At 61.0% G+C, this 20,307-nt stretch carries 19 protein-coding genes; 11 read left to right on the top strand and 8 right to left on the bottom strand.

The genetic code is table 11. The features are described 5' to 3' along the window. Positions 1-64 precede the first annotated feature (64 nt). On the bottom strand, positions 65-439 hold the full coding sequence (locus QMK52_RS26925; RefSeq protein ID WP_005786102.1) for a YajD family HNH nuclease: 375 nt from the start codon (positions 437-439) through the stop codon (positions 65-67). Positions 440-546: 107 nt separating this feature from the next. Between QMK52_RS26925 and QMK52_RS26920 the strand changes: the two genes are divergently transcribed. Next, positions 547-1,467 (top strand): ParB/Srx family N-terminal domain-containing protein, encoded by a 921-nt coding sequence (locus QMK52_RS26920; protein WP_320403692.1) that lies wholly within the window; start codon positions 547-549, stop codon positions 1,465-1,467. 30 nt (positions 1,468-1,497) lie between these two features. Here QMK52_RS26920 and QMK52_RS26915 read toward each other — a convergent pair whose 3' ends face one another. After that, positions 1,498-2,184 carry a spermidine synthase gene (locus QMK52_RS26915; RefSeq protein ID WP_005786106.1) on the bottom strand — a complete coding sequence of 229 codons (687 nt, stop codon included), beginning with the start codon at positions 2,182-2,184 and terminating at the stop codon, positions 1,498-1,500. A gap of 78 nt (positions 2,185-2,262) precedes the next feature. Between QMK52_RS26915 and QMK52_RS26910 the strand changes: the two genes are divergently transcribed. Next, on the top strand, positions 2,263-2,541 hold the full coding sequence (locus QMK52_RS26910) for a hypothetical protein (RefSeq protein ID WP_005786107.1): 279 nt from the start codon (positions 2,263-2,265) through the stop codon (positions 2,539-2,541). Positions 2,542-2,589: 48 nt separating this feature from the next. On the opposite strand, the gene QMK52_RS26905 is transcribed toward QMK52_RS26910, so the two are convergent. After that, on the bottom strand, positions 2,590-4,632 hold the full coding sequence (locus QMK52_RS26905) for a S9 family peptidase (protein WP_005786109.1): 2,043 nt from the start codon (positions 4,630-4,632) through the stop codon (positions 2,590-2,592). A gap of 24 nt (positions 4,633-4,656) precedes the next feature. On the opposite strand from QMK52_RS26905, the gene QMK52_RS26900 reads away from it, so the two are divergent. Genes QMK52_RS26900 through QMK52_RS26890 form a run of 3 tightly spaced genes read left to right on the top strand, consistent with a single transcriptional unit; the run spans position 4,657 to position 6,546 of the window. Next, the gene (locus QMK52_RS26900) at positions 4,657-5,184 is read left to right on the top strand and encodes a hypothetical protein (protein ID WP_032803366.1); all 528 of its coding nucleotides are present in this window, start codon (positions 4,657-4,659) and stop codon (positions 5,182-5,184) included. 32 nt (positions 5,185-5,216) lie between these two features. Then, positions 5,217-5,993: a class II glutamine amidotransferase gene (locus tag QMK52_RS26895; RefSeq protein WP_320403691.1), complete on the top strand. Its 777-nt coding sequence runs from the start codon at positions 5,217-5,219 to the stop codon at positions 5,991-5,993. A 10-nt stretch (positions 5,994-6,003) separates the two neighbouring features. Then, positions 6,004-6,546, top strand: a complete 543-nt coding sequence (locus QMK52_RS26890) for a DUF2937 family protein (RefSeq protein WP_005786113.1) — start codon at positions 6,004-6,006, stop codon at positions 6,544-6,546. 52 nt (positions 6,547-6,598) lie between these two features. Here QMK52_RS26890 and QMK52_RS26885 read toward each other — a convergent pair whose 3' ends face one another. Beyond that, the gene (locus tag QMK52_RS26885) at positions 6,599-7,519 is read right to left on the bottom strand and encodes a LysR family transcriptional regulator (RefSeq protein WP_005786115.1); all 921 of its coding nucleotides are present in this window, start codon (positions 7,517-7,519) and stop codon (positions 6,599-6,601) included. 175 nt (positions 7,520-7,694) lie between these two features. Between QMK52_RS26885 and QMK52_RS26880 the strand changes: the two genes are divergently transcribed. From QMK52_RS26880 to QMK52_RS26870, 3 genes are read left to right on the top strand one after another with little or no spacing between them, the layout of a single operon-like run. Beyond that, complete coding sequence (locus QMK52_RS26880; RefSeq protein ID WP_005786116.1) at positions 7,695-8,435, top strand: 5-oxoprolinase subunit PxpA; 741 nt, start codon at positions 7,695-7,697, stop codon at positions 8,433-8,435. After that, positions 8,432-9,136 carry a 5-oxoprolinase subunit PxpB gene (gene pxpB, locus QMK52_RS26875; protein WP_005786118.1) on the top strand — a complete coding sequence of 235 codons (705 nt, stop codon included), beginning with the start codon at positions 8,432-8,434 and terminating at the stop codon, positions 9,134-9,136. Before QMK52_RS26880 ends, pxpB begins: the two co-directional genes overlap by 4 nt. Then, on the top strand, positions 9,133-10,047 hold the full coding sequence (locus QMK52_RS26870; protein WP_005786119.1) for a biotin-dependent carboxyltransferase family protein: 915 nt from the start codon (positions 9,133-9,135) through the stop codon (positions 10,045-10,047). Before pxpB ends, QMK52_RS26870 begins: the two co-directional genes overlap by 4 nt. A 516-nt stretch (positions 10,048-10,563) precedes the next feature. On the opposite strand, the gene QMK52_RS26865 is transcribed toward QMK52_RS26870, so the two are convergent. From QMK52_RS26865 to QMK52_RS26855, 3 genes are all read right to left on the bottom strand, one after another. Continuing rightward, positions 10,564-11,742 (bottom strand): vWA domain-containing protein, encoded by a 1,179-nt coding sequence (locus QMK52_RS26865; protein ID WP_194440300.1) that lies wholly within the window; start codon positions 11,740-11,742, stop codon positions 10,564-10,566. Beyond that, positions 11,742-12,587 (bottom strand): AAA family ATPase, encoded by an 846-nt coding sequence (locus tag QMK52_RS26860; protein ID WP_003210690.1) that lies wholly within the window; start codon positions 12,585-12,587, stop codon positions 11,742-11,744. Before QMK52_RS26860 ends, QMK52_RS26865 begins: the two co-directional genes overlap by 1 nt. 150 nt (positions 12,588-12,737) lie before the next feature. After that, positions 12,738-13,814 (bottom strand): DUF748 domain-containing protein, encoded by a 1,077-nt coding sequence (locus tag QMK52_RS26855; protein WP_005786123.1) that lies wholly within the window; start codon positions 13,812-13,814, stop codon positions 12,738-12,740. A gap of 125 nt (positions 13,815-13,939) precedes the next feature. On the opposite strand from QMK52_RS26855, the gene cysK reads away from it, so the two are divergent. Next, positions 13,940-14,914: a cysteine synthase A gene (gene cysK, locus QMK52_RS26850; protein WP_194440301.1), complete on the top strand. Its 975-nt coding sequence runs from the start codon at positions 13,940-13,942 to the stop codon at positions 14,912-14,914. A 153-nt stretch (positions 14,915-15,067) separates the two neighbouring features. Continuing rightward, positions 15,068-16,006, top strand: a complete 939-nt coding sequence (locus QMK52_RS26845; protein WP_005786126.1) for an aspartyl/asparaginyl beta-hydroxylase domain-containing protein — start codon at positions 15,068-15,070, stop codon at positions 16,004-16,006. A 179-nt stretch (positions 16,007-16,185) separates the two neighbouring features. On the opposite strand, the gene acnA is transcribed toward QMK52_RS26845, so the two are convergent. Continuing rightward, complete coding sequence (gene acnA / locus QMK52_RS26840) at positions 16,186-18,927, bottom strand: aconitate hydratase AcnA (protein ID WP_320403690.1); 2,742 nt, start codon at positions 18,925-18,927, stop codon at positions 16,186-16,188. A 196-nt stretch (positions 18,928-19,123) separates the two neighbouring features. On the opposite strand from acnA, the gene rlmM reads away from it, so the two are divergent. Further along, positions 19,124-20,200, top strand: a complete 1,077-nt coding sequence (rlmM, locus tag QMK52_RS26835) for a 23S rRNA (cytidine(2498)-2'-O)-methyltransferase RlmM (protein ID WP_194440303.1) — start codon at positions 19,124-19,126, stop codon at positions 20,198-20,200. The last annotated feature ends 107 nt before the right edge of the window (positions 20,201-20,307 follow it).

The raw sequence follows: 20,307 nt of genomic DNA, 5'->3' as shown, positions 1-20,307 counted from the left end.
GAATGCATTCCAAATGTGGGAGCTGGCTTGCCTGCGATGAGGCCAGTACAGACAAGGACGATCTTCAATCGTCTTTCTTCATCAACCCCGCCAGCGCCGCAAACGGGTTGTGCGTCGCCTTGGCAATGCTCGGGCTGCTGGTGGAGCCTTCGCCGAAATACTGCTGGTCGGTGTAGCGCGAGTGTTCGTTGTCGTGGCAGTACAGGCACAGCAATTCCCAGTTGGAGCCGTCCTGGGGATTGTCATCATGATTATGGTTGCGGTGGTGTACGGTCAGTTCACTCAAACGCTTGCCGGCGAATTCACGGGCGCAGCGGCCGCACACGTGGGGGTACATCTTCAAGGCTTTGTCGCGGTAGCCCATTTCGCGGTCGCGCTGGGCATCGGCGAGGATGCGGTCCAGCTTGGCGGTGTGGGAGGGCGGGTTGGTCGAGCTCATCATGGCTCCTGGCTATTTGGTGGGTCACGGATAAGGTTGATTCTAGCCGCTTACGCTGAAAATCACCCCTAGGGATTGCTTCACTGACTGATAAGGATTTGAAATTTATGCGTCTGCATTCATGGACTCTCGGGCTTGTGCTCTGTGTGGTTACCGCTCAGGCCCAGGCGTTGTCGACGCCGCAACCCGGGCAGGTGATCGAGGTGGCCCTGGAGCAATTGCACCCCACCCAGGCCGTGGTGGGGTTCGACCAGATCTACTACAGCCTGGGGCTGTTCGCCGACAAGCCGGCCAAGGCGTTCGATGAATACTGCGAAACCAACGGCCAGGGCGAGGCTGACCAGGTGCCGAAAAACGCCGAACTGCTAAGGCCCGACAGCTTTACCTGCAAGCACCCGGTCGGCACCTATGCGCAGGATATGAAAACCGTGGTGGTGGGTCCCGGCGGCCAGCTTTACCTGACCGATGGTCATCACAGTTTCACCACCCTGTGGGAAACACCCGGCGCTGGCCCGCGCTTGAAAATGTGGGTCAAGGTCACCAACGACTTCAGTGCCAGCCCTAACCTCGCCACGTTCTGGCAGCGGATGGAAGCGGCTCGCAAGGTCTGGCTCAAGGACAACCGAGGCCAGGCGTTGCCAGCGGAGCAACTGCCAGCGCACCTGGGCTTCAAGAACCTGCAGGACGACACGTTCCGCAGCCTGGTGTATTTCACCCGCAAGGCCGCCTACGGCAAGCCAAGCGAGAGTGCGATTGCGCCGGAATTTCTCGAGTTCTACTGGGGCAACTGGCTGCGCACGCAGATTGATCCGGGCCAGTACAACCTGAACAAGAAGGGCGGCTACAAGGATGCCATCGAGGCTGTGGCCAAGCGCATGGTCAGCCTGGCGCCGGGGGCAAAGGTCGGCGACAGCGGTTTCACTGCCCGGCAGTTGGGCGGTATGACCCAGCTGGATCGCGACGAGTTGGAGAAGACCTTCGACAAGAAAGTGCAGTACGTGATCGATTACCGCAAATCCCTTAACTGACGCCGCAGGTCAAATGTGGGAGGGGGTGATTCAACTCTTCAGCTTTTCTGCAATCCAGATGGTATGCCGCGTGCCTTTATTGCCATGGGCGAACACCTGAACCTCTTCAGCCTTGAAACCGGCCTTGCGCAGTTTGTCGCTGAACAGCTTATCGGCACTGGCCGACCACACGGCGAGCACGCCCTTGGGCCGCAGGGCCTTGGCGCAGGCGGCCAGGCCACCGGCGGAATACAGCCAGCTGTTGGCCTTTTGCGTAAGCCCCTCGGGGCCGTTGTCGACGTCAAGCATGATCGCGTCGAAGCCCTGGGGCTCAGCCTGTAGCACCTTGGCCACATCTTCCAGACGAATCACCGTGCGCGGGTCCAGCAATGGGCGCCCGGATTTTTCTCCCAGCGGCCCACGGTTCCATTCCACGACCCCCGGCACCAACTCGGCCACCACCACTTCGGCAGTCTTGCCCAAATGCTTGAGCGCCGCGGCCAAGGTAAAGCCCATGCCCAAGCCGCCGATCAGCACGCGTGAGTTGGGGCGACCGGCGACCTTGCGGCAGGGAATCTCCGCCAGGGCGTCTTCGGAACCGTGCATGCGCGTGTTCATCAACTGGCCGCCGTCACCGCCCTGGATCTTGATGACGAAGTCCTCGCCATACTCGAACAGGCACAAGGCGCCGCCGTTGTCGGGGATCGGAGTAGTGTCCAGCAGAACGAAACGTTTCATGGAAATCTCATTGGGAAGGGCATTCTTGCGCAGTTGGGAGTAGCCTTAAGGCATTCCGGTCAGGCCATGGAGCCATCGATGAAGTGCAGCATTCTAACGGTCATTGTATTGAGCGCGCTCATATCCGCTGCGGCGCAGGCTCAGGAGTTGCAAACCGTACCGGTCGCGCCCGCACCAACCCCAGGCGCGCCGGGCACGCCGACCCCGACGTTGTACCCTCAAGTCAGCCCGCCCGCCACGCCCAAGACGAACGGTACGCCACCGTTGGTGCCCATCGTGTTGCCCACGCCGCCCAAGGACCAGACTGTCCCCGGCCTGCAGCAGAACGACAGCAAGCCGAAGACGCCCGGCGGTTAAAACAGTCAAGGCGGTCCTGCGTTCAGACGGGCCCGCTCCATCAAGTGCCTAGATCAGCCCGAGCGCCTTGAACACAAACGCATATTCGAGCGCTACGTCACGCAATCCCTGGTAGCGCCCGCTCATGCCGCCATGGCCGGCGCCCAGCTCGGTTTTGAGCAGCAACAGGTTGTCTGAAGTGGCGGTATCGCGCAGCTTGGCCACCCACTTGGCGGCCTCCCAATACTGCACGCGGCTGTCGTTGTAGCCGGCAATCACCAGCATGGCCGGGTACGCCTGGGCGCTGACGTTTTCGTATGGCGCGTAAGCCTTGATGCGCGCATACACTTCGGGTTCCTCGGGGTTGCCCCATTCGTCGTACTCGGTGATGGTCAGCGGTAGCTCCGGATCGAGCATGGTGTTGAGCACATCGACGAACGGCACTTCGGCAATCGCCGCCTGGAACAGTTCCGGGCGCTGGTTGAGCACCGCGCCAATCAACAGGCCGCCGGCACTGCCGCCGCTGATCGCCAGTTGCCTGGAAGTGGTCAGCCCCTCGGTGATCAGGTGTTCGGCGCAGGCGATAAAATCGCTGAAGGTATTCTGTTTGTGTTCCTGCTTGCCGTTGCGGTACCAGGCTTCACCCAGCTCACCGCCGCCGCGCACATGGGCGATGGCAAACGCGACCCCTCGGTCCAGCAAGCTCAAGCGTGCGTGGGAGAACCATGGGTCCAGGCTTGAGCCGTAGGCACCGTAGCCGTACAGATACAGCGGGGTGGGTTTACCCAGTTGATCACGCTTGACCACCAGGCTGATGGGCACTTGGGTGCCGTCGGCAGAGGTGGCCCACAGGCGCTGGCTGACGTAGTCGTCGGCGTTGAATGTGCCGAGTACCGGGGTTTCCTTGAGCACCACCTGCGCGCCGCTTGCCAGCTCTAGCTGACGCACCTGGGCGGGACGGTTCAGGGCCTCATAGCGTAGGCGGATTTTGTCGCTTGGAAATTCCAGGCTGTTTTGTACGTAGAGGCTGTAGGCGGCGTCGGGTAATTCCACGCGATAAGCCGGTACACCCTCGGGGTGCACCTCGATGACCGGCAGGCCGCCGATGCGCAGGCTCAATGTCATGGCGCTGGCGTTCAGGCTCACGCCGTCGAGCATGACTTCGTCGCTGTGAGGGATCAGGTTCTGCCAGTCGGCCTCGGTAGGCGGCGTGCCGGTATCGGCGGCGAGGTAGAGCGCGTAGTTGATGCCGTCGCGGTTGCTGCGAATAAACCAGGTCCACTCGCCGTTACGCTTGCCGTGGTCGACATCGTATTCGTGGTCCTCGACCCGCGGCGCCAGGCAGGTGAAGGCCAGGTGCGGCTGATCGGCATCCAGCGCCCAGATTTCACTGGTGGTCTTGCTGCCCAGGGCCAGCAGCAGTTGGCGCTCGGAGCTGGAACGGTAGCAGTGCAGGAAGAAACGGCCATCGGGCTCGTGGAACACTTCCTGCGCCGCCGTACCGTCCAGACGGTAGCGATACAGCTTGTGCGGGCGATGGGTGTCGTCCAGTTCGCCGAAGAACAGCGTCAGGCTGTCATTGGCCCAGGTCATGCTGCCGTCGCAGTTGTCGAACGCCAGTTCGCTGACCTTGTCGGTGGCCAATTCCTTCACGTACAGGGTGTAGATCTCTTCACCGCTGGTGTCGAGGCTGTAGGCCAGGCGCTGGTGGTCGGGGCTGATGCTGAACGCGCCGAGGGAGAAAAAGCCGCCATTGGCTAATACGTTCGGGTCCAGCAGCAGTTCTTCACTGCTCTCGTCCACCTGGTTGCTGTCATCGGCCGGGCGGCGGCAGCGATAGTGCCGTGCATATTCGTCGCCGGCGGTGGTGCGGGTGTAGTACAGGTACGGGCCCCAGGGGGAGGGCAGGGACAGATCGGTTTCGAGGATGCGGCCCTTGATCTCATCGAACAGCGTTTCGCGCAAAGCCTGCTGGTCGGCGAGCTGGGCTTCCTGCCAGGCGTTTTCCGCCTTGAGGTAATCGAGCACTTCAGGGGTGTCGCGCTCCTGCAGCCAGGCGTAGGGGTCTGCGCCTGGGGCCTTGCGGGCAATCGGAGCGGTGGAAATAGGCATGGATAATTCCCTATCTGGCGGACGGTGGCCGGCATTGCAGCCGCGACACGCAAAAGCCGTTATCATAGCCGCCTCTTTGCCAGCCTTGCCATGGACACCATGACCGAGAACGACTATCTGACCGCTTGGGGCCTCTACGCCTTCGCCGCTTTGGGCTGCCTGTTAGTGTGGTGGCGCATGACCCGCTGGGTCTGGCGCTGGCTGCGCGAGCCGCTGCAATTGCTGATGGCGGTGCTGTTACTGAGCCCGACCATCGTCGACCCGGTCAAGACCCAGTTTGCGCCGGCCGTGGCCATTACCGCCCTGGACCTGGTGCTCAAGGTCGGCAACAACGCCTGGCGGGCGATCTCCGATCTGTTCATGTACACGATGATCGTGTTTGCCCTGTACATCGTGTTTGTGCTGATCCGCTGGCCCATCGAACGCGCCGCCAACGCTCGCCGTGAGCGCAAGGCTGCTGCAGATGCCGCCTTGGCCGCCGAGCCGGAAGACGACGAACCGTTCCGTCGCCCGGCGCCTGCTGGTGGCATGCGGGTCGAGCCGCGCCTTTAAACGTTGACTGCCCCTGCAGCGAGAGCCCTGGCATGTGTGAATTATTGGGCATGAGTGCCAACGTCCCCACCGATATCGTGTTCAGCTTTACCGGGCTGATGCAGCGCGGTGGGCGTACCGGCCCGCATCGCGACGGTTGGGGCATCGCCTTCTATGAAGGCCGTGGCCTGCGCCTGTTCCAGGACCCGGCCGCGAGCAGTGAGTCTGAAGTGGCGCTGTTGGTGCAGCGCTATCCGATCAAGAGCGAAGTGGTAATCGGCCATATCCGCCAGGCCAATGTGGGCAAGGTCAGCCTGGCCAATACCCATCCGTTCGTGCGTGAGCTGTGGGGCCGCAACTGGTGTTTTGCCCATAACGGCCAGTTGGCCGACTTCCACCCGCGCGCCACGTTTTACCGCCCGGTCGGCGATACCGACAGCGAAGTGGCCTTCTGTGACCTGCTCAACCGCGTGCGCGAAGCCTTCCCTGAGCCTGTGGACATCGAGCAAGTGCTGCCGGACCTGATCGCCGCCTGCGCCGAATACCGCAGCAAGGGCGTGTTCAACTGCTTGCTCAGCGACGGTGACTGGCTGTTTTGCTACTGCTCGACCAAACTGGCGCAGATTACCCGGCGCGCGCCGTTTGGCCCCGCACGCCTGAAAGATGTCGACGTGATCGTCGATTTTCAGGCCGAAACGACGCCCAATGACGTGGTAACCGTCATCGCCACCGAGCCTTTGACCGACAACGAAAACTGGACCCGCTACGAACCGGGCCAATGGAGCCTGTGGCGACGCGGTGAATGCGTCAGCCAGGGCGTTACCGAATAAGGAATCGACCATGTTGCTCAGCTATCTGCGGTTGGTGCTGTTTGCCATTGGCTTGTTGGTCGGCGTGCAAGTGCCGGGGTTTATCAACGATTACGCCAAGCGCGTCGAAGCCCACCTGATCGAGGCGCAGACTGGCTTGCGCGGCTTTGAGTCCACCGCGCAGCAGTTCTTCAACGGGGACATGCAAGCGCTGGTGGCGCATTACCGCGCCAGCGATGACCCGGTGTTCCAGAGCGACGCCAGCAGCCTGGGCGCGATGCTTGATCGCCAGCTTGAGTTGGACAAGCAATTCCAGGCCATGCAAGGCCCGTGGTACATCCGCGCCCTGCAAGTGGCCGTAGCCGCCGACCCGGATATCCGCCTGGAAACCTGGAATGGCTACAGCTACCAGATTCTGCTGACGCCCGAAGCCATGGGCTGGGGCTTGGGCGGGGCGATGCTGTTGTCGTTCGGCATCGAGTGCCTGTATCGCCTGATCGACTGGGTAGTGCTGGGTGGCCGGCGCTTGCGCCAGAGCCGGCCGATCGAAGAGCGGGACTTGAAGGGCCTATAAGTCAGGGCCGACTCGGTCCAATGTGGGAGCTGGCTTGCCTGCTCCCACAGTTTTAATCGGGTTTATGCAGTTGCATGCGTTCTGCACCGACTTCCTCGGCATAGCGCGCCACCACCTTCTGGCACAGCCCCACAATTTCCTCCACCAACTCCACCCCCACGCGCCATGACACCACCACCTGCAAGTTCGGCAGGCGCTGTGCCATCGGCAGCATCACCAATTCCCCCCGCGCCAGCTCTTCACTGACCAGCACCGGCGGCAGGGCACCGATGCCGAAGCCGTCACGCAACAATCGCGTAATTGCCGACACCGAGTTCACACAGTTCATTCTGGGCGCGGCCACGCCATTGGCCTGCATCAGGCTCAGCACGTCCTGATGCGGGTGGGAGTTTTTCGAGTAGGTGATGATGCGCTCCTGGGCCAGTTCGGCGAGGGAGGCGTAGTCACGGTTGTAAATCGAGTGGCTGGCGACGATCCAGGCCATGGGATGGCTGGCCAGTTCCAGGCTGCGCACGGTTTCCAGGCGCAGCAGGTCAGTTTGCAGGATCAGGTCGAGAAAACCTTTTTGCAACTGATCGCTGAGGTTCAGCGCGGTATCGGCGACCAGCTCGATTTCCACGAGCGGGAACAGCTTCATCAGTTCTGCCACCAGCGGGCTGAGCCAGGTGTGGATCACCGTGTCCATCGCGCCGATCCGAATGCGCCCGACCTTGCTGCTGGTGGTCTCCAGGGACTGTTTCAAACCCTGCATGGTCACCATCATCTGCTCGGCATAATCGAGCACCTTCAAGCCTTCCGGGGTCAGGCTCACGCCCCGGGAGTCACGCAGGAACAGCTTCACCCCCAGCTCGCTTTCAAGCACGGCGATGCGGCTGGAAATCGAGGCCTGGGTGGTGAACAGCTTTTCGGCAGTCAGGCGAAAGCTCTTGAGCTTGGCCACCCAGACGAAGGTTTCGAGGAACTTCAAATTCATGGGATCAACTTTTTCTTATGCATGGATCGGTTTTTATTAGTTGGACGTCGCACCGGGCAAGCGCCAAAAATCGAGCCGTTCCACGATAAGCGTCGTTGGGGTGCCAGGACAAGTTGCGAGTTCTGTGTAATAAATCCCACACTACAAAAAAACAAAACCTACAGGAGCGACCACCGTGAGCCGCCTGCTACTGAACTGCGACATCGGCGAAAGCTTTGGCAACTGGACCATGGGTCTGGACGCCGAAGTCATGCCGTTCATTGATTGCGCCAACGTGGCCTGCGGTTTCCATGCCGGCGACCCGAGCATCATGCGCAAGACCGTCAGCCTGGCGTTCAAGCATGGCGTGCAAGTGGGCGCTCACCCGGCCTATCAAGACCTGCAAGGCTTTGGCCGACGGTCAATGAACTACACGCCGCAGGAAATCCAGGACCTGTTGCATTACCAGATCGGCGCGCTGGACGGCATCTGCCGGGTCCAGGGCGGACGCGTCAGCTACGTGAAACCCCACGGTGCGATGTACAACGACATGATGGCCAACCCCGCGCAGTTGCGTGCGGTGATCCAGGCCGTGGCCGCTTACGGCGACCTGCCGCTGATGCTGCTGGCTACCCGTGACAACAGCGCCGCCCAAGCTGTGGGTGACGAATACGGTGTGACCCTGTGGTTCGAAGCCTTTGCCGATCGTGCCTACGACAGCAAGGGCCATCTGGTTTCCCGGCAGTTGCCCGGCGCGGTGCACCACGACAGCGACACTATCGTGCAGCAGGCCCTGACCATTTCCCGTGGCGCGGCATTGGTCGCCAGCGACGGCAGCCCGTTGGCCTTGCAGGCCGATACCTTGTGCGTGCATGGCGACAACGCCAGCTCGGTGGCCGCGGTGCAGCGTATCCGCCAAGCGTTGCAGACAGCATGAAGCCACGCATTGAAGTGGTGGCCATCGACTGCCTGATGGTGCGTCTGTTTGAGGTGATTGCCGAGGCCAACATGCCGTGGATGCTCGCTGCCACGCAGCGTTTGCGCGCAGAGTTCGGCACGGCGCTGGTGGATCTGGTGCCGTCCTACACCACCTTGATGGTGCATTACGACCTCAGGGAGCTGACCCCGACACAGGCTCGGGAGCTGATCGACCTTGCGCTGACGGACCTGCAACCCCAGGCCCAGGGCAGCGGCCAGTGCCATGTGCTGCCGGTGTGGTACGACCTGAGCGTCGGCCCGGAGTTGACGCTGTTGTCCCAGCGCAGCGGGCTGACGGTAGAGGACGTGATCCGCCGCCACAGCGCCCATGAATACCAGGTGTTCGCCCTTGGTTTCGCGCCGGGTTTTGCCTTTATGGGGCTGGTGGATGAAATGCTCGCCACACCGCGCCTCAACACACCGCGCAAACGCGTGGCCGCTGGCAGCGTCGGCATCGCCGAACGGCAAACTGCTGCGTACCCGGTGGTGTCCCCGGGCGGCTGGAACCTGATCGGCCGCACCCCGGCCAAACTCTTCGACCGTGCGCGCGACGGCTACAGCCTGATGCAGCCCGGCGACACGGTGCGCTTCGCCCCGGTCAGCCACACCGAATTCGTCAACCTGGGTGGCGATGACACGCCGTTGGAGGCGCAGGCATGAGCCGCTTGATGATCGAGGCCAGCACGCCGCTGTGCCTGTTGCAGGACGCCGGGCGTTTTGGCGTGCGCCACCTGGGTGTAACCCAGGGCGGCGCACTGGACTGGGTGTCGATGTCTTGGGCTAACTGGCTCTTGGGCAATGCCCTGGATGCGCCGGTGGTGGAGATCACCCTGGGTGGTTTTACCGTGCAGGCCGAGGATTATTGCCTGTTGGCACTGGCCGGTGCAGACCTGGGCGCCTATATCGATGAGCGCGCCATAAGCCCCGGTCGCAGTTTTATCCTGCAAAAGGGCCAGCGACTGCGCTTCACCCAGCCGTTCAATGGGGCACGCGCTTATCTGGCGGCGCCCGGTGGGTTCGATGCCCCGACTGTACTTGGCAGTTGTGCCACGGTCGTGCGCGAAGCGTTGGGCGGGGTGGACGGTTTCGGCAAGGCATTGGCCGAAGGCGGGCGGTTGGCTTATTCCGGTACGGGCGGTGCAATGAAGGTGCTGGCCAAGCCGGAGTTGCAATCCGGTGCCTCACTGGACGTGATTATCGGCGCGCAGATCGGCCAGTTCAGCGGGCAGAGTTTATTCGACGCCTTCAACACCGAATGGGCGCTGGACAGCCGCGCCGACCGCATGGGGATGCGCTTGCTCGGCACGCCGTTGCAGTACCAGGGGCCGTCGTTGATTTCCGAAGGGATTCCGTTGGGCGCGATCCAGGTGCCCCCGGATGGGCAGCCGATTGTGTTGCTCAATGACCGGCAGACTATCGGCGGTTATCCGCGGCTGGGCGCGTTGACGCCTTTATCCTTGGCGCGGCTGGCGCAGTGTTTGCCGGGGGAGAAGGTGCGGTTGGCACCGGTGGTGCAGGAGGCGGCGCATCGGCAGCACACCAAGTTTTTGCAGCGGTTTGCCGATCGCTAAAAGCATCGCAGGCAAGCCAGCTCCCACATGTTGAATGCATTTCAAAGTTGGAATGCATAACCCTTGTGGGAGCTGGCTTGCCTGCGAAGGCGGCCTGACAGCCGACCAGGATGTTGGATCAGACCGAGTACATATCCGTTGCTGCGGTAACGGCCGCTTATGGTTTCGCTCTTACAGCGACTCACTTTTGGAGAGGCCCAAAAGTAAGCAAAAGGCCTTCGCCCCACCACTCGGCACCTCGCTCAGGCTCGGTGTGCCCGTAATCCGCCATGGATTTGGGGGGCCGCCGCCACGCGCCATCCATGGCGCGGGGCGGCTAAACCGGCATCCCTGCCGGTTTACCCCCCAAATCCCTGTCGAATTCCGGCCAGCGTGGTTTAACGGGGCGCCTAAGATCAAGATCAAAAGCAGATCAAGAGCAAGAGCGGCTCGCTTCGCATCGTGGTTACCGTAGGGGGGCTGCGAACTGAAGTTGTGTAGATACCCATGCTGCGATGAGGCCGGTCAAAACACCGCCTATTTCGAGAGAAAACGCATACCTTCTTCCAACCCGCGCAACGTCAGCGGGTACATCTGATCCTCCACCAACTCCCGCACAATCCCAGTCGACGCCGTATACCCCCAAGTGTCCTTCGGGTAAGGGTTAATCCAGATCAGCTTCTTGTACTTGGCCATGAACCGCTGCATCCACACATACCCCGGTTCTTCATTCCAGTGCTCGACGCTGCCGCCAGCCTGGGTGATTTCATAGGGCGCCATGGCTGCATCGCCAATAAAGATCACTTTGTAGTCGGCGCCATACTTGTGCAGCAGGTCCTGGGTGGACGTGCGCTCCGAAGTGCGACGCTGGTTGTTCTTCCACACTGACTCGTACACAAAGTTATGGAAGTAGAAGTACTCCAGGTGCTTGAACTCGGTCTTGCACGCCGAGAACAGCTCTTCGCAGGTCTTCACATGGGCGTCCATCGAGCCGCCGATGTCGAACAGCAGCAACAGCTTGATGGTGTTGCGGCGTTCGGGGCGCATCTGGATATTCAGCAACCCGGCATCGCGGGCGGTGTGGTCGATGGTGCCGTCGATATCCAGCTCTTCGGCCGCACCCTGGCGTGCAAACTTGCGCAGGCGGCGCAGGGCGATCTTGATGTTGCGCGTGCCCAGTTCCACCTGATCGTCCAGGTTCTTGTACTCGCGCTGCTCCCAGACTTTCACCGCCTTGCCCTGGCGCTTGCCGGCGTCACCGACACGAATGCCTTCGGGGTTGTAGCCACCGGAACCGAACGGGCTGGTGCCGCCAGTGCCGATCCATTTGTTGCCGCCGGCATGGCGTTCTTTCTGTTCTTCCAGGCGTTTCTTGAACTCCTCGATCAGCTTGTCGAGGCCGCCGAGGGACTGGATCTGCGCGCGTTCTTCATCGCTCAGCGAACGTTCGAATTCCTTGCGCAGCCACTCTTCGGGGATCAGCGCCTGCAAATGGTCATCGAGTTTTTCCAGGCCATTGAAATAAGCACCGAAGGCACGGTCGAACTTGTCGAAATGCCGCTCGTCCTTGACCAGTATCGCCCGGGCCAAGTAGTAGAACTCGTCCATGTCAGCGAAGGTCACGCGCTGTTTCAGCGCGTTGATCAGGTCCAGCAGTTCGCGCACCGACACCGGCACCTTGGCCGCACGCATTTCATTGAACAGGTTGAGCAGCATCAGCGATTACCGCGGCGGCTCATGAACGCCAGCCGTTCCAGCAATTGCACATCCTGCTCGTTTTTCACCAAAGCGCCGGCCAGCGGTGGGATGGCCTTGGTCGGGTCGCGCTCGCGCAGCACCGCTTCGCCAATATTGTCGGCCATCAGCAGCTTGAGCCAGTCGACCAGTTCGGACGTGGAAGGCTTCTTCTTCAGCCCCGGAACCTTGCGCACATCGAAGAACACGTCCAGCGCTTCGCTGACCAGGTCTTTCTTGATGTCCGGGTAGTGCACATCCACGATTTTTTGCAGGGTGGTGCGGTCGGGGAAGGCGATGTAGTGGAAGAAGCAGCGGCGCAGGAATGCATCCGGCAGCTCTTTTTCGTTGTTGGAGGTAATGATGATGATCGGGCGCTTCTTGGCCTTGATGGTCTCGTCGATTTCGTAGACGTAGAACTCCATCTTGTCGAGTTCCTGCAACAGGTCGTTGGGGAACTCGATGTCGGCCTTGTCGATTTCGTCGATCAGCAGGATCACCCGCTCCTCGGACTCGAAGGCTTCCCAGAGCTTGCCCTTTTTCAGGTAATTGCGCACGTCGTGAACCTTGTCCACGCCCAGTTGCGAGTCGCGCAGGCGGCTCACTGCGTCGTACTCGTAGAGGCCCTGATGCGCCTTGGTGGTGGACTTGATGTGCCAGGTGATCAACTTGGCGCCGAAGGATTCGGCCAGTTGCTCGGCAAGCATGGTTTTGCCAGTGCCCGGTTCGCCCTTGACCAGCAACGGCCGCTCCAGGGTGATGGCGGCGTTGACGGCCAGTTTCAGGTCATCGGTAGCCACATAGGCCTGGGTGCCTTCGAACTTCATCGGTCATTCCTCGGATTCATCAATGCCCCGACTATACCCCGCAGCCCCGGCGACTGTGAACGCAGACGGGGCATTCAGTCTCTGAATGGCGGGTCACATCAATATCCTGAGCAATGAGGGACATGTGGGAGGGGGCTTGCTCCCACAGGGTTAATCAGCGCTGGGCTTGGGTTGTTCATACCGGGCATTGAACGCCTGGATAAACCCATTGCGCAGAATTGCGATCACCGCAGAAAACGCACTGACATTCTGCTGGTGCACGCTGCCGCTGAGTTCCACACGGGTGGCGAACTGGTTTTTACGCTGGTTTTTCAGCACCGTTTCGCTGGCTCCGACCACGGCCTCCCAGATTGAGCGGAAGATATTCTTGTCCTTGTTTTCAACGTCTTGTTGCCAGTCAAACACCTCTACGTCACGCAGCAGCGGCTTGATGTAGCCGGTGAGTCGGCCATTTTCAGCCTGGGCTTCGATCACCACGTCGCCCGTGCCGGCCTTGAAGTCGAACTTGCCATAGGCCGATGCAAAGTCGTTCATGCGCTTGAGTTGCAGGTCGCGGGCGCGGAAGCGGAACTCGAACTCTTTGAAATCACTCAGCGGATCAAAGGTGGCATTGGCCTCCAGGGGCGCCTGGCCTTGCAGCAGTGCCTTGCCTTCGAAGCGGGCGTCGCGCTTGCCTTTGACATCCACCACATTGGTCAGGTTGTAGAAGCTGGCGTTGACCCCAGTGGCGTTGATATTGACCCGGGGCTTGGAGCTGAAGTTATGGAAGGCAATCTCGCCGTCTTCGATGCGCACTTCATTGAGGGTGATCGGCAGCAACTTGCGCAGTTGTTCCTGCCAGTCGGTGCCTTTACCCGTCTGGGACGCCTGCTTGTTGGCACCGCCATCGACGAAGTTGATCTGCGGACGCACAAAATGCCCCTCGGCCACGACGGCGTGGTCGTACCAGAGGGAATGCCAGCTCACGGCGAACTCGATCAGCGGCGCCTTCACGAATGGCACCGGGACCTTGCCGTCCACCTTGACGATTTGCAAGCCGTTGATCCGGTAGGCGCCGCGCCACAGGGCCAGGTCCACATCGGCAATTTCGCCGCGGTAATCGCCCATGTTGGCGAGTTTCTCGTTCAGGTAATTGCGCACCAGGTAGGGCAGCGCGATATTCAAGGCAATCAGGACCAGCACCAGAGCGGCGATTGTCCCTAACGGCCAACTGTAACGACGTTTCATGGGGCAGTTCTCCTTGCTTGTAGGAGATTGACTGTTCTGATGAACGCAACGTTCCCCCGTCTGGACGCCCTGGAGAACGAGGCATACCCTTGGGACCTTCTTCAAAGTCGCCAACAGGATCCCTCATGAGCCGTATCTTTGCAGACAACGCGCATTCCATCGGTAACACGCCCCTGGTTCAGATCAACCGCATCGCACCGCGTGGCGTGACGATTCTGGCCAAGATCGAAGGGCGTAACCCGAGTTATTCAGTGAAGTGCCGCATTGGCGCAAGCATGATCTGGGATGCCGAAAGCAGCGGCAAGCTCAAGCCAGGCATGACCATTGTCGAGCCGACTTCCGGCAATACCGGTATCGGCCTGGCGTTTGTCGCGGCGGCCCGTGGCTATAAGTTGCTGCTGACCATGCCGTCGTCGATGAGCCTTGAGCGCCGCAAAGTGCTCAAGGCCCTGGGCGCCGAGCTGGTGCTGACCGAGCCGGCCAAGGGCATGAAGGGCGCCATCGAAAAGGCCGGTGAAATCCTCGCCAGCGACCCGACCACCTACTTTATGCCGGCCCAGTTCGAAAACCCGGCCAACCCTGCGATCCACGAGAAAACCACCGGCCCGGAAATCTGGAACGACACCGACGGCGCCGTGGATGTGCTGGTGGCGGGCGTGGGGACCGGCGGTACCATCACCGGGGTGTCACGCTATATCAAGAACACTGCGGGCAAGCCGATCCTGTCGGTGGCCGTGGAACCCATGGTTTCCCCGGTGATCACCCAGGCCTTGGCGGGGGAAGAAATCAAGCCCAGCCCCCACAAGATCCAGGGTATCGGCGCCGGGTTTGTGCCAAAAAACCTCGATCTGTCGATGGTCGACCGCGTGGAGTTGGCGACCGACGAAGAGTCCAAGGCCATGGCCCTGCGGCTGATGCAGGAAGAGGGTATCTTGTGCGGTATCTCCTGCGGGGCCGCCATGGCTGTGGCAGTACGCCTGGCCGAGAAGCCGGAAATGCAAGGCAAGACCATCGTGGTGATTTTGCCGGACTCCGGCGAGCGCTACCTGTCGAGCATGTTGTTCAGCGATGTGTTTACCGACCAGGAAAACCAGGTCTGATCTTCAAAGCGGTCCCACAAGGTTGATGTAAGTCATCCGGTCGGCGTGGGCCTTCTGCATAATGGCTCAAGTGTTTATCATGGCCGGCTGTTACGTCTGGTTTCCCGTTGACGCAAGTTTGCCGGCCAGGCGCTTATTTCCAGGAGTTGCTGCATGACCTTTTCTTTGGCCGCCAAACTGTCGGTGTTGCTGCTGTTTATCGGCAGCACGCTGTATGTGCACCTGCGTGGCAAGGCCCGTTTGCCGATGCTGCGCCAGTTCGTCAACCATTCGGCGCTGTTCGCCCCGTATAACGCCTTGATGTACCTGTTTTCCGCGGTGCCGTCCAAGCCTTACCTGGACCGCAGCAAGTTCCCGGAACTGGACGTGCTCAAGGACAACTGGGAAGTGATCCGCGAAGAGGCCATGCACCTGTTCGACGAGGGCTACATCCGCGCCGCCGAAAAGAACAACGACGCCGGTTTCGGTTCGTTCTTCAAGAAAGGCTGGAAGCGCTTCTACCTCAAGTGGTACGACAAACCCCTGCCATCGGCCGAGGCCCTGTGCCCCAAAACCGTGGCCCTGGTCAGCAGCATCCCCAACGTCAAGGGCGCCATGTTCGCGCTGTTGCCAGGCGGCAGCCACCTAAACCCGCACCGCGACCCCTTCGCCGGTTCGTTGCGTTATCACCTGGGGCTGTCCACGCCGAACTCTGACGACTGCCGCATCTTCGTCGACGGCCAGGTCTACGCCTGGCGCGACGGTGAAGACGTGATGTTCGACGAAACCTACGTGCACTGGGTGAAGAACGAAACCGAGCAGACCCGCGTGATCCTGTTCTGCGACATCGAACGGCCGTTGAGCAACCGTGTGATGACCCGCATCAACCGCTGGGTCAGCAAGCAGCTGGGCCGTGCTACTGCGCCGCAGAACCTTGACGACGAACGCGTGGGCGGCATCAACCAGGCCTATGCCTGGAGCAAGACCTTCAGCGACAAGTTCAGTGGCCAGGTCAAGCAGTGGAAGCGCAAGCATCCCAAGGCGTACCGCATTGCGCGGCCGGTGCTGGCGGTGGTGGTGTTGGTGCTGTTGTGGAAGTGGTTGTTCGGCTAAACCGCACACCATAAAAAAGGCGCTGTATCGAAAGATGCAGCGCCTTTTTTATGCCTGGAATGTGATCAAAACTGTGGGAGCTGGCTTGTCTGCGATGGCGGAGTATCAAGCTATAAAAATGTTGGCTGACCCACCGCTTTCGCAGGCAAGCCAGCTCCCACATTTGATCTGCGTTGCTCTTAAGAGGCGATCAACTGGCGCAGCACGTAGTGCAAAATCCCACCCGCTTTGAAGTACTCCACTTCATTCAAGGTATCAATCCGGCACAGCACCTCAACCTTCTCGCTGCTGCCATCTTCCCGAGTGATCACCAACGTCAGGTTCATTCGCGGTTCGACCTCGGCATCGGTCAGCCCGAGGATGTCGATCTTCTCCTTGCCGGTGAGCTTGAGCGTCTTGCGGTTCTGGTCCAGCTTGAACTGCAACGGCAGCACGCCCATGCCCACCAGGTTGGAGCGGTGGATACGCTCGAAACTCTCGGCGATCACCGCCTTGACCCCCAGCAGGTTGGTACCCTTGGCCGCCCAGTCGCGGCTGGAACCGGTGCCGTATTCCTGACCTGCGATCACTACCAGCGGCGTGCCTGAGGCCTGGTACTTCATGGATGCATCGTAGATCGCCATTTTTTCCCCGGTGGGGATATACAGCGTGTTGCCGCCTTCCTCGCCGCCCAGCATTTCATTGCGGATACGGATGTTGGCAAAGGTGCCGCGCATCATCACTTCATGGTTGCCCCGGCGCGAGCCGTAGGAGTTGAAGTCACGCGGTTCCACCCCTTGCTCGCGCAGGTAGCGTCCGGCCGGGCTGTCGGTCTTGATATTGCCGGCAGGGGAGATGTGGTCGGTGGTCACCGAATCGCCCAGCAGGGCCAGGATGTTGGCGCCCTTGACGTCCTTGATCACCGGCAGCGGGCCGGCAATATCGTCGAAGAAAGGTGGATGCTGGATGTAGGTGGAATCCTTCTGCCACACATAAGTCGCTGCCTGCGGCACTTCAATCGCCTGCCATTGCTCGTCACCGGCAAACACCTCGGCGTATTCCTTGTGGAACATGCTGGTGCTGACCTGCGCCACCGCGTCGGCGATTTCCTGGCTGCTGGGCCAGATATCTTTCAGGTACACCGGGTTTCCGTGCTGATCGTTACCCAGCGGCTCGCTGCTGATGTCGATACGCACAGTGCCGGCCAACGCATAGGCGACTACCAGGGGCGGCGAAGCCAGCCAGTTGGTTTTCACCAGCGGGTGCACGCGGCCTTCGAAGTTGCGGTTACCCGACAGCACCGAGGCCACGGCGAGGTCGGCCTTCTGGATGGCTTTTTCGATAGGCTCGGGCAACGGCCCGGAGTTACCGATACAGGTGGTGCAGCCGTAGCCCACCAGGTCAAAACCGAGCTTGTCGAGGTACTGGGTGAGGCCCGCGGCTTTGTAATAGTCGGTGACCACCTTGGAGCCTGGTGCCAGCGAGGTCTTGACCCAAGGTTTGCGGGTCAGGCCCTTTTCCACGGCCTTTTTCGCCACCAACCCGGCCGCCATCATTACGCTGGGGTTGGAGGTGTTGGTGCAGGAGGTGATGGCGGCGATCACCACCGCGCCGTTTTTCAGGCGATAGGTGTTGCCTTCGTATTCATAATCGGCCTCGCCGACCAGATCGGCGTTGCCCACGGCCACGCCGCCACCGCCTTCACTTTCCAGGCGGCCTTCTTCCTTGCTGGTGGGTTTGAATTGCAGGTCGAGGAAGTCGCTGAACGCTTGGCCGACATTCGGCAGGGATACCCGGTCTTGGGGGCGCTTGGGCCCGGCGATGCTGGCTTCGACGCTGCCCATGTCCAGGGCCAGGGTGTCGGTGAACACCGGTTCCTGGCCGGCGTTGCGCCACAGGCCCTGGGCCTTGGTGTAGGCCTCCACCAGTTTGACCGTCTCAGCCGGGCGGCCGGACAGGCGCAGGTAGTCCAGCGTCACCTCATCCACTGGGAAAAAGCCACAGGTAGCGCCGTACTCCGGCGCCATGTTGGCGATGGTGGCGCGGTCGGCCAGGGGCAGGTCGGCCAGGCCGTCGCCATAGAACTCGACGAACTTGCCCACTACGCCTTTCTTGCGCAGCATTTGTGTAACGGTGAGCACCAGGTCGGTGGCGGTGATGCCTTCCTTGAGCTTGCCGGTGAGCTTGAAGCCGATGACTTCCGGAATCAGCATCGACACCGGCTGGCCGAGCATGGCCGCTTCGGCTTCGATCCCGCCCACGCCCCAGCCGAGTACGCCGAGGCCGTTGATCATGGTGGTGTGGGAGTCGGTGCCGACCAGGGTGTCGGGGAAGGCGTACGTGCGGCCGTCTTCGTCCTTGGTCCACACGGTGCGGCCCAGGTATTCCAGGTTCACCTGGTGACAGATGCCGGTGCCCGGTGGCACGACGCTGAAGTTGTCAAAGGCGCTCTGGCCCCAGCGCAGGAAGGCGTAGCGTTCGCCGTTGCGCTGCATTTCGATATCGACGTTCTGCTCAAAGGCGCTGGTGGTACCGAACTTGTCGACCATCACCGAGTGGTCGATCACCAGGTCCACCGGCGACAGCGGGTTGATGCGCTGCGGGTCACCGCCGGCCTTGGCCACGGCGGCGCGCATGGCGGCCAGGTCGACCACCGCGGGCACCCCGGTAAAGTCCTGCATCAGCACACGGGCGGGGCGATACTGGATCTCGCGGTCCGACTGGCGCTCTTTGAGCCAGGCGGCGATGGCTTTGAGGTCGGTGCCGGTCACGGTCTTGGCATCTTCCCAGCGCAGCAGGTTTTCCAGCAGCACCTTGAGCGACATCGGCAGCTTGTCCAGATCACCCAGGCTCTTGGCGGCTTCGGGCAGGCTGAAGTAGTGGTAGGTCTTGCTGTCTATTTGCAGTGTCTTAAGGGTTCTCAGGCTATCAAGGGATGACATTACATGACTCCTTATGGTCCGCACGGCTACGGACCTGACGGGACGAACAGAGCTAACACGTTAGCGCTGTTTTCATTAGCAGGCTAATAACTGGACTCTATCGTCGAGCCCAAGGTTCCGAACTCGGCTATCATGCGCGCGTTTTCATGACAGGCATTGCGATAGCGCAAGGTCAGTTGATTCACCAGGAGAGTAGATGAACACCCTTTTTATGCACTGCCGCCCGGGTTTTGAAGGCGAAGTCTGTTCCGAGATCGCGGAACACGCCGCGCGCTTGAACGTGTCCGGCTACGCCAAGGCCAAGACCGGCAGCGCCTGCGCCGAATTTGTCTGCACGGAAGAAGACGGCGCCCAGCGCTTGATGCACGGCCAGCGCTTCGCCGAGCTGATCTTCCCGAGGCAGTGGGCACGCGGGGTGTTTATCGACCTGCCGGAAACCGACCGCATCAGTGTGATCCTTACCCACCTGCGCGACTTCCCGGTGTGCGGCAGCCTGTGGTTGGAAATGGTCGACACCAATGACGGCAAGGAACTCTCCAACTTTTGCAAAAAATTCGAAGTGCACCTGCGCAAAGCCCTGCTGGGCGCCGGCAAGCTGGTGGACGACCCGAGCAAGCCGCGCCTGTTGCTGACCTTCAAGAGCGGCCGCGAAGTGTTCATGGGGCTGGCCGAGTCGAACAACTCGGCAATGTGGCCGATGGGCATCCCGCGCCTCAAGTTCCCGCGTGACGCGCCCAGCCGCTCGACCTTGAAGCTGGAAGAGGCCTGGCATCACTTTATCCCCCGTGACCAGTGGGACGAGCGCCTGCACGGTGATATGACCGGCGTCGACCTCGGCGCAGCGCCAGGCGGTTGGACCTGGCAACTGGTCAACCGCGGCATGCTGGTCACCGCCATCGACAACGGCCCCATGGCCGAAAGCCTGATGGACACCGGCCTGGTGCAACATTTGATGGCTGATGGCTTCACCTTCGTGCCCAAGCAGCCGGTGGACTGGATGGTCTGCGATATCGTCGAGAAGCCTGCGCGCAACGCGGCGCTGCTGGAAACCTGGATCGGCGAGGGGCATTGCCGTGAGGCGGTGGTCAACCTGAAGTTGCCGATGAAGCAGCGTTACGCCGAAGTGAAGCGCCTGCTCGAACGCATCGAGGAGGGTTTCAAGGCGCGCGGCATACGGGTGGAAATCGGTTGCAAGCAGCTGTACCACGACCGCGAAGAAGTGACATGTCACCTGCGTCGTCTGGTAGACATAAAGAAATCTAAAGGCCGCTGATATTAAATGTGGGAGCTGGCTTGCCTGCGATAGCGGTATAACAGTCGAAATCTATGTTGAATGTGCCCACGTCATCGCGGGCAAGCCCACTCCCACATAAGAGCGGG

The organism is Pseudomonas sp. P9_2 (assembly GCF_034008255.1).
GTDB lineage: Bacteria > Pseudomonadota > Gammaproteobacteria > Pseudomonadales > Pseudomonadaceae > Aquipseudomonas > Aquipseudomonas synxantha_A.
Note: the sequence above shows the minus strand (reverse complement) of the source record. Positions and strands in the feature narration are given on the sequence as shown.

What these genes read in the sequence shown, in the direction of transcription:
- pxpB (WP_005786118.1), top strand. Translation starts at nt 8,432, where the DNA reads ATGAAGCCACGCATTGAAGTGGTGGCCATCGACTGCCTGATGGTGCGT.
- QMK52_RS26905 (WP_005786109.1), bottom strand. Translation starts at nt 4,632, where the DNA reads ATGCCTATTTCCACCGCTCCGATTGCCCGCAAGGCCCCAGGCGCAGAC.
- rlmM (WP_194440303.1), top strand. Translation starts at nt 19,124, where the DNA reads ATGAACACCCTTTTTATGCACTGCCGCCCGGGTTTTGAAGGCGAAGTC.
- cysK (WP_194440301.1), top strand. Translation starts at nt 13,940, where the DNA reads ATGAGCCGTATCTTTGCAGACAACGCGCATTCCATCGGTAACACGCCC.
- QMK52_RS26910 (WP_005786107.1), top strand. Translation starts at nt 2,263, where the DNA reads ATGAAGTGCAGCATTCTAACGGTCATTGTATTGAGCGCGCTCATATCC.
- QMK52_RS26885 (WP_005786115.1), bottom strand. Translation starts at nt 7,519, where the DNA reads ATGAATTTGAAGTTCCTCGAAACCTTCGTCTGGGTGGCCAAGCTCAAG.
- QMK52_RS26855 (WP_005786123.1), bottom strand. Translation starts at nt 13,814, where the DNA reads ATGAAACGTCGTTACAGTTGGCCGTTAGGGACAATCGCCGCTCTGGTG.
- QMK52_RS26865 (WP_194440300.1), bottom strand. Translation starts at nt 11,742, where the DNA reads ATGCTGCTCAACCTGTTCAATGAAATGCGTGCGGCCAAGGTGCCGGTG.
- QMK52_RS26920 (WP_320403692.1), top strand. Translation starts at nt 547, where the DNA reads ATGCGTCTGCATTCATGGACTCTCGGGCTTGTGCTCTGTGTGGTTACC.
- QMK52_RS26895 (WP_320403691.1), top strand. Translation starts at nt 5,217, where the DNA reads ATGTGTGAATTATTGGGCATGAGTGCCAACGTCCCCACCGATATCGTG.
- QMK52_RS26870 (WP_005786119.1), top strand. Translation starts at nt 9,133, where the DNA reads ATGAGCCGCTTGATGATCGAGGCCAGCACGCCGCTGTGCCTGTTGCAG.
- QMK52_RS26845 (WP_005786126.1), top strand. Translation starts at nt 15,068, where the DNA reads ATGACCTTTTCTTTGGCCGCCAAACTGTCGGTGTTGCTGCTGTTTATC.
- acnA (WP_320403690.1), bottom strand. Translation starts at nt 18,927, where the DNA reads ATGTCATCCCTTGATAGCCTGAGAACCCTTAAGACACTGCAAATAGAC.
- QMK52_RS26860 (WP_003210690.1), bottom strand. Translation starts at nt 12,587, where the DNA reads ATGAAGTTCGAAGGCACCCAGGCCTATGTGGCTACCGATGACCTGAAA.
- QMK52_RS26925 (WP_005786102.1), bottom strand. Translation starts at nt 439, where the DNA reads ATGAGCTCGACCAACCCGCCCTCCCACACCGCCAAGCTGGACCGCATC.
- QMK52_RS26915 (WP_005786106.1), bottom strand. Translation starts at nt 2,184, where the DNA reads ATGAAACGTTTCGTTCTGCTGGACACTACTCCGATCCCCGACAACGGC.
- QMK52_RS26890 (WP_005786113.1), top strand. Translation starts at nt 6,004, where the DNA reads ATGTTGCTCAGCTATCTGCGGTTGGTGCTGTTTGCCATTGGCTTGTTG.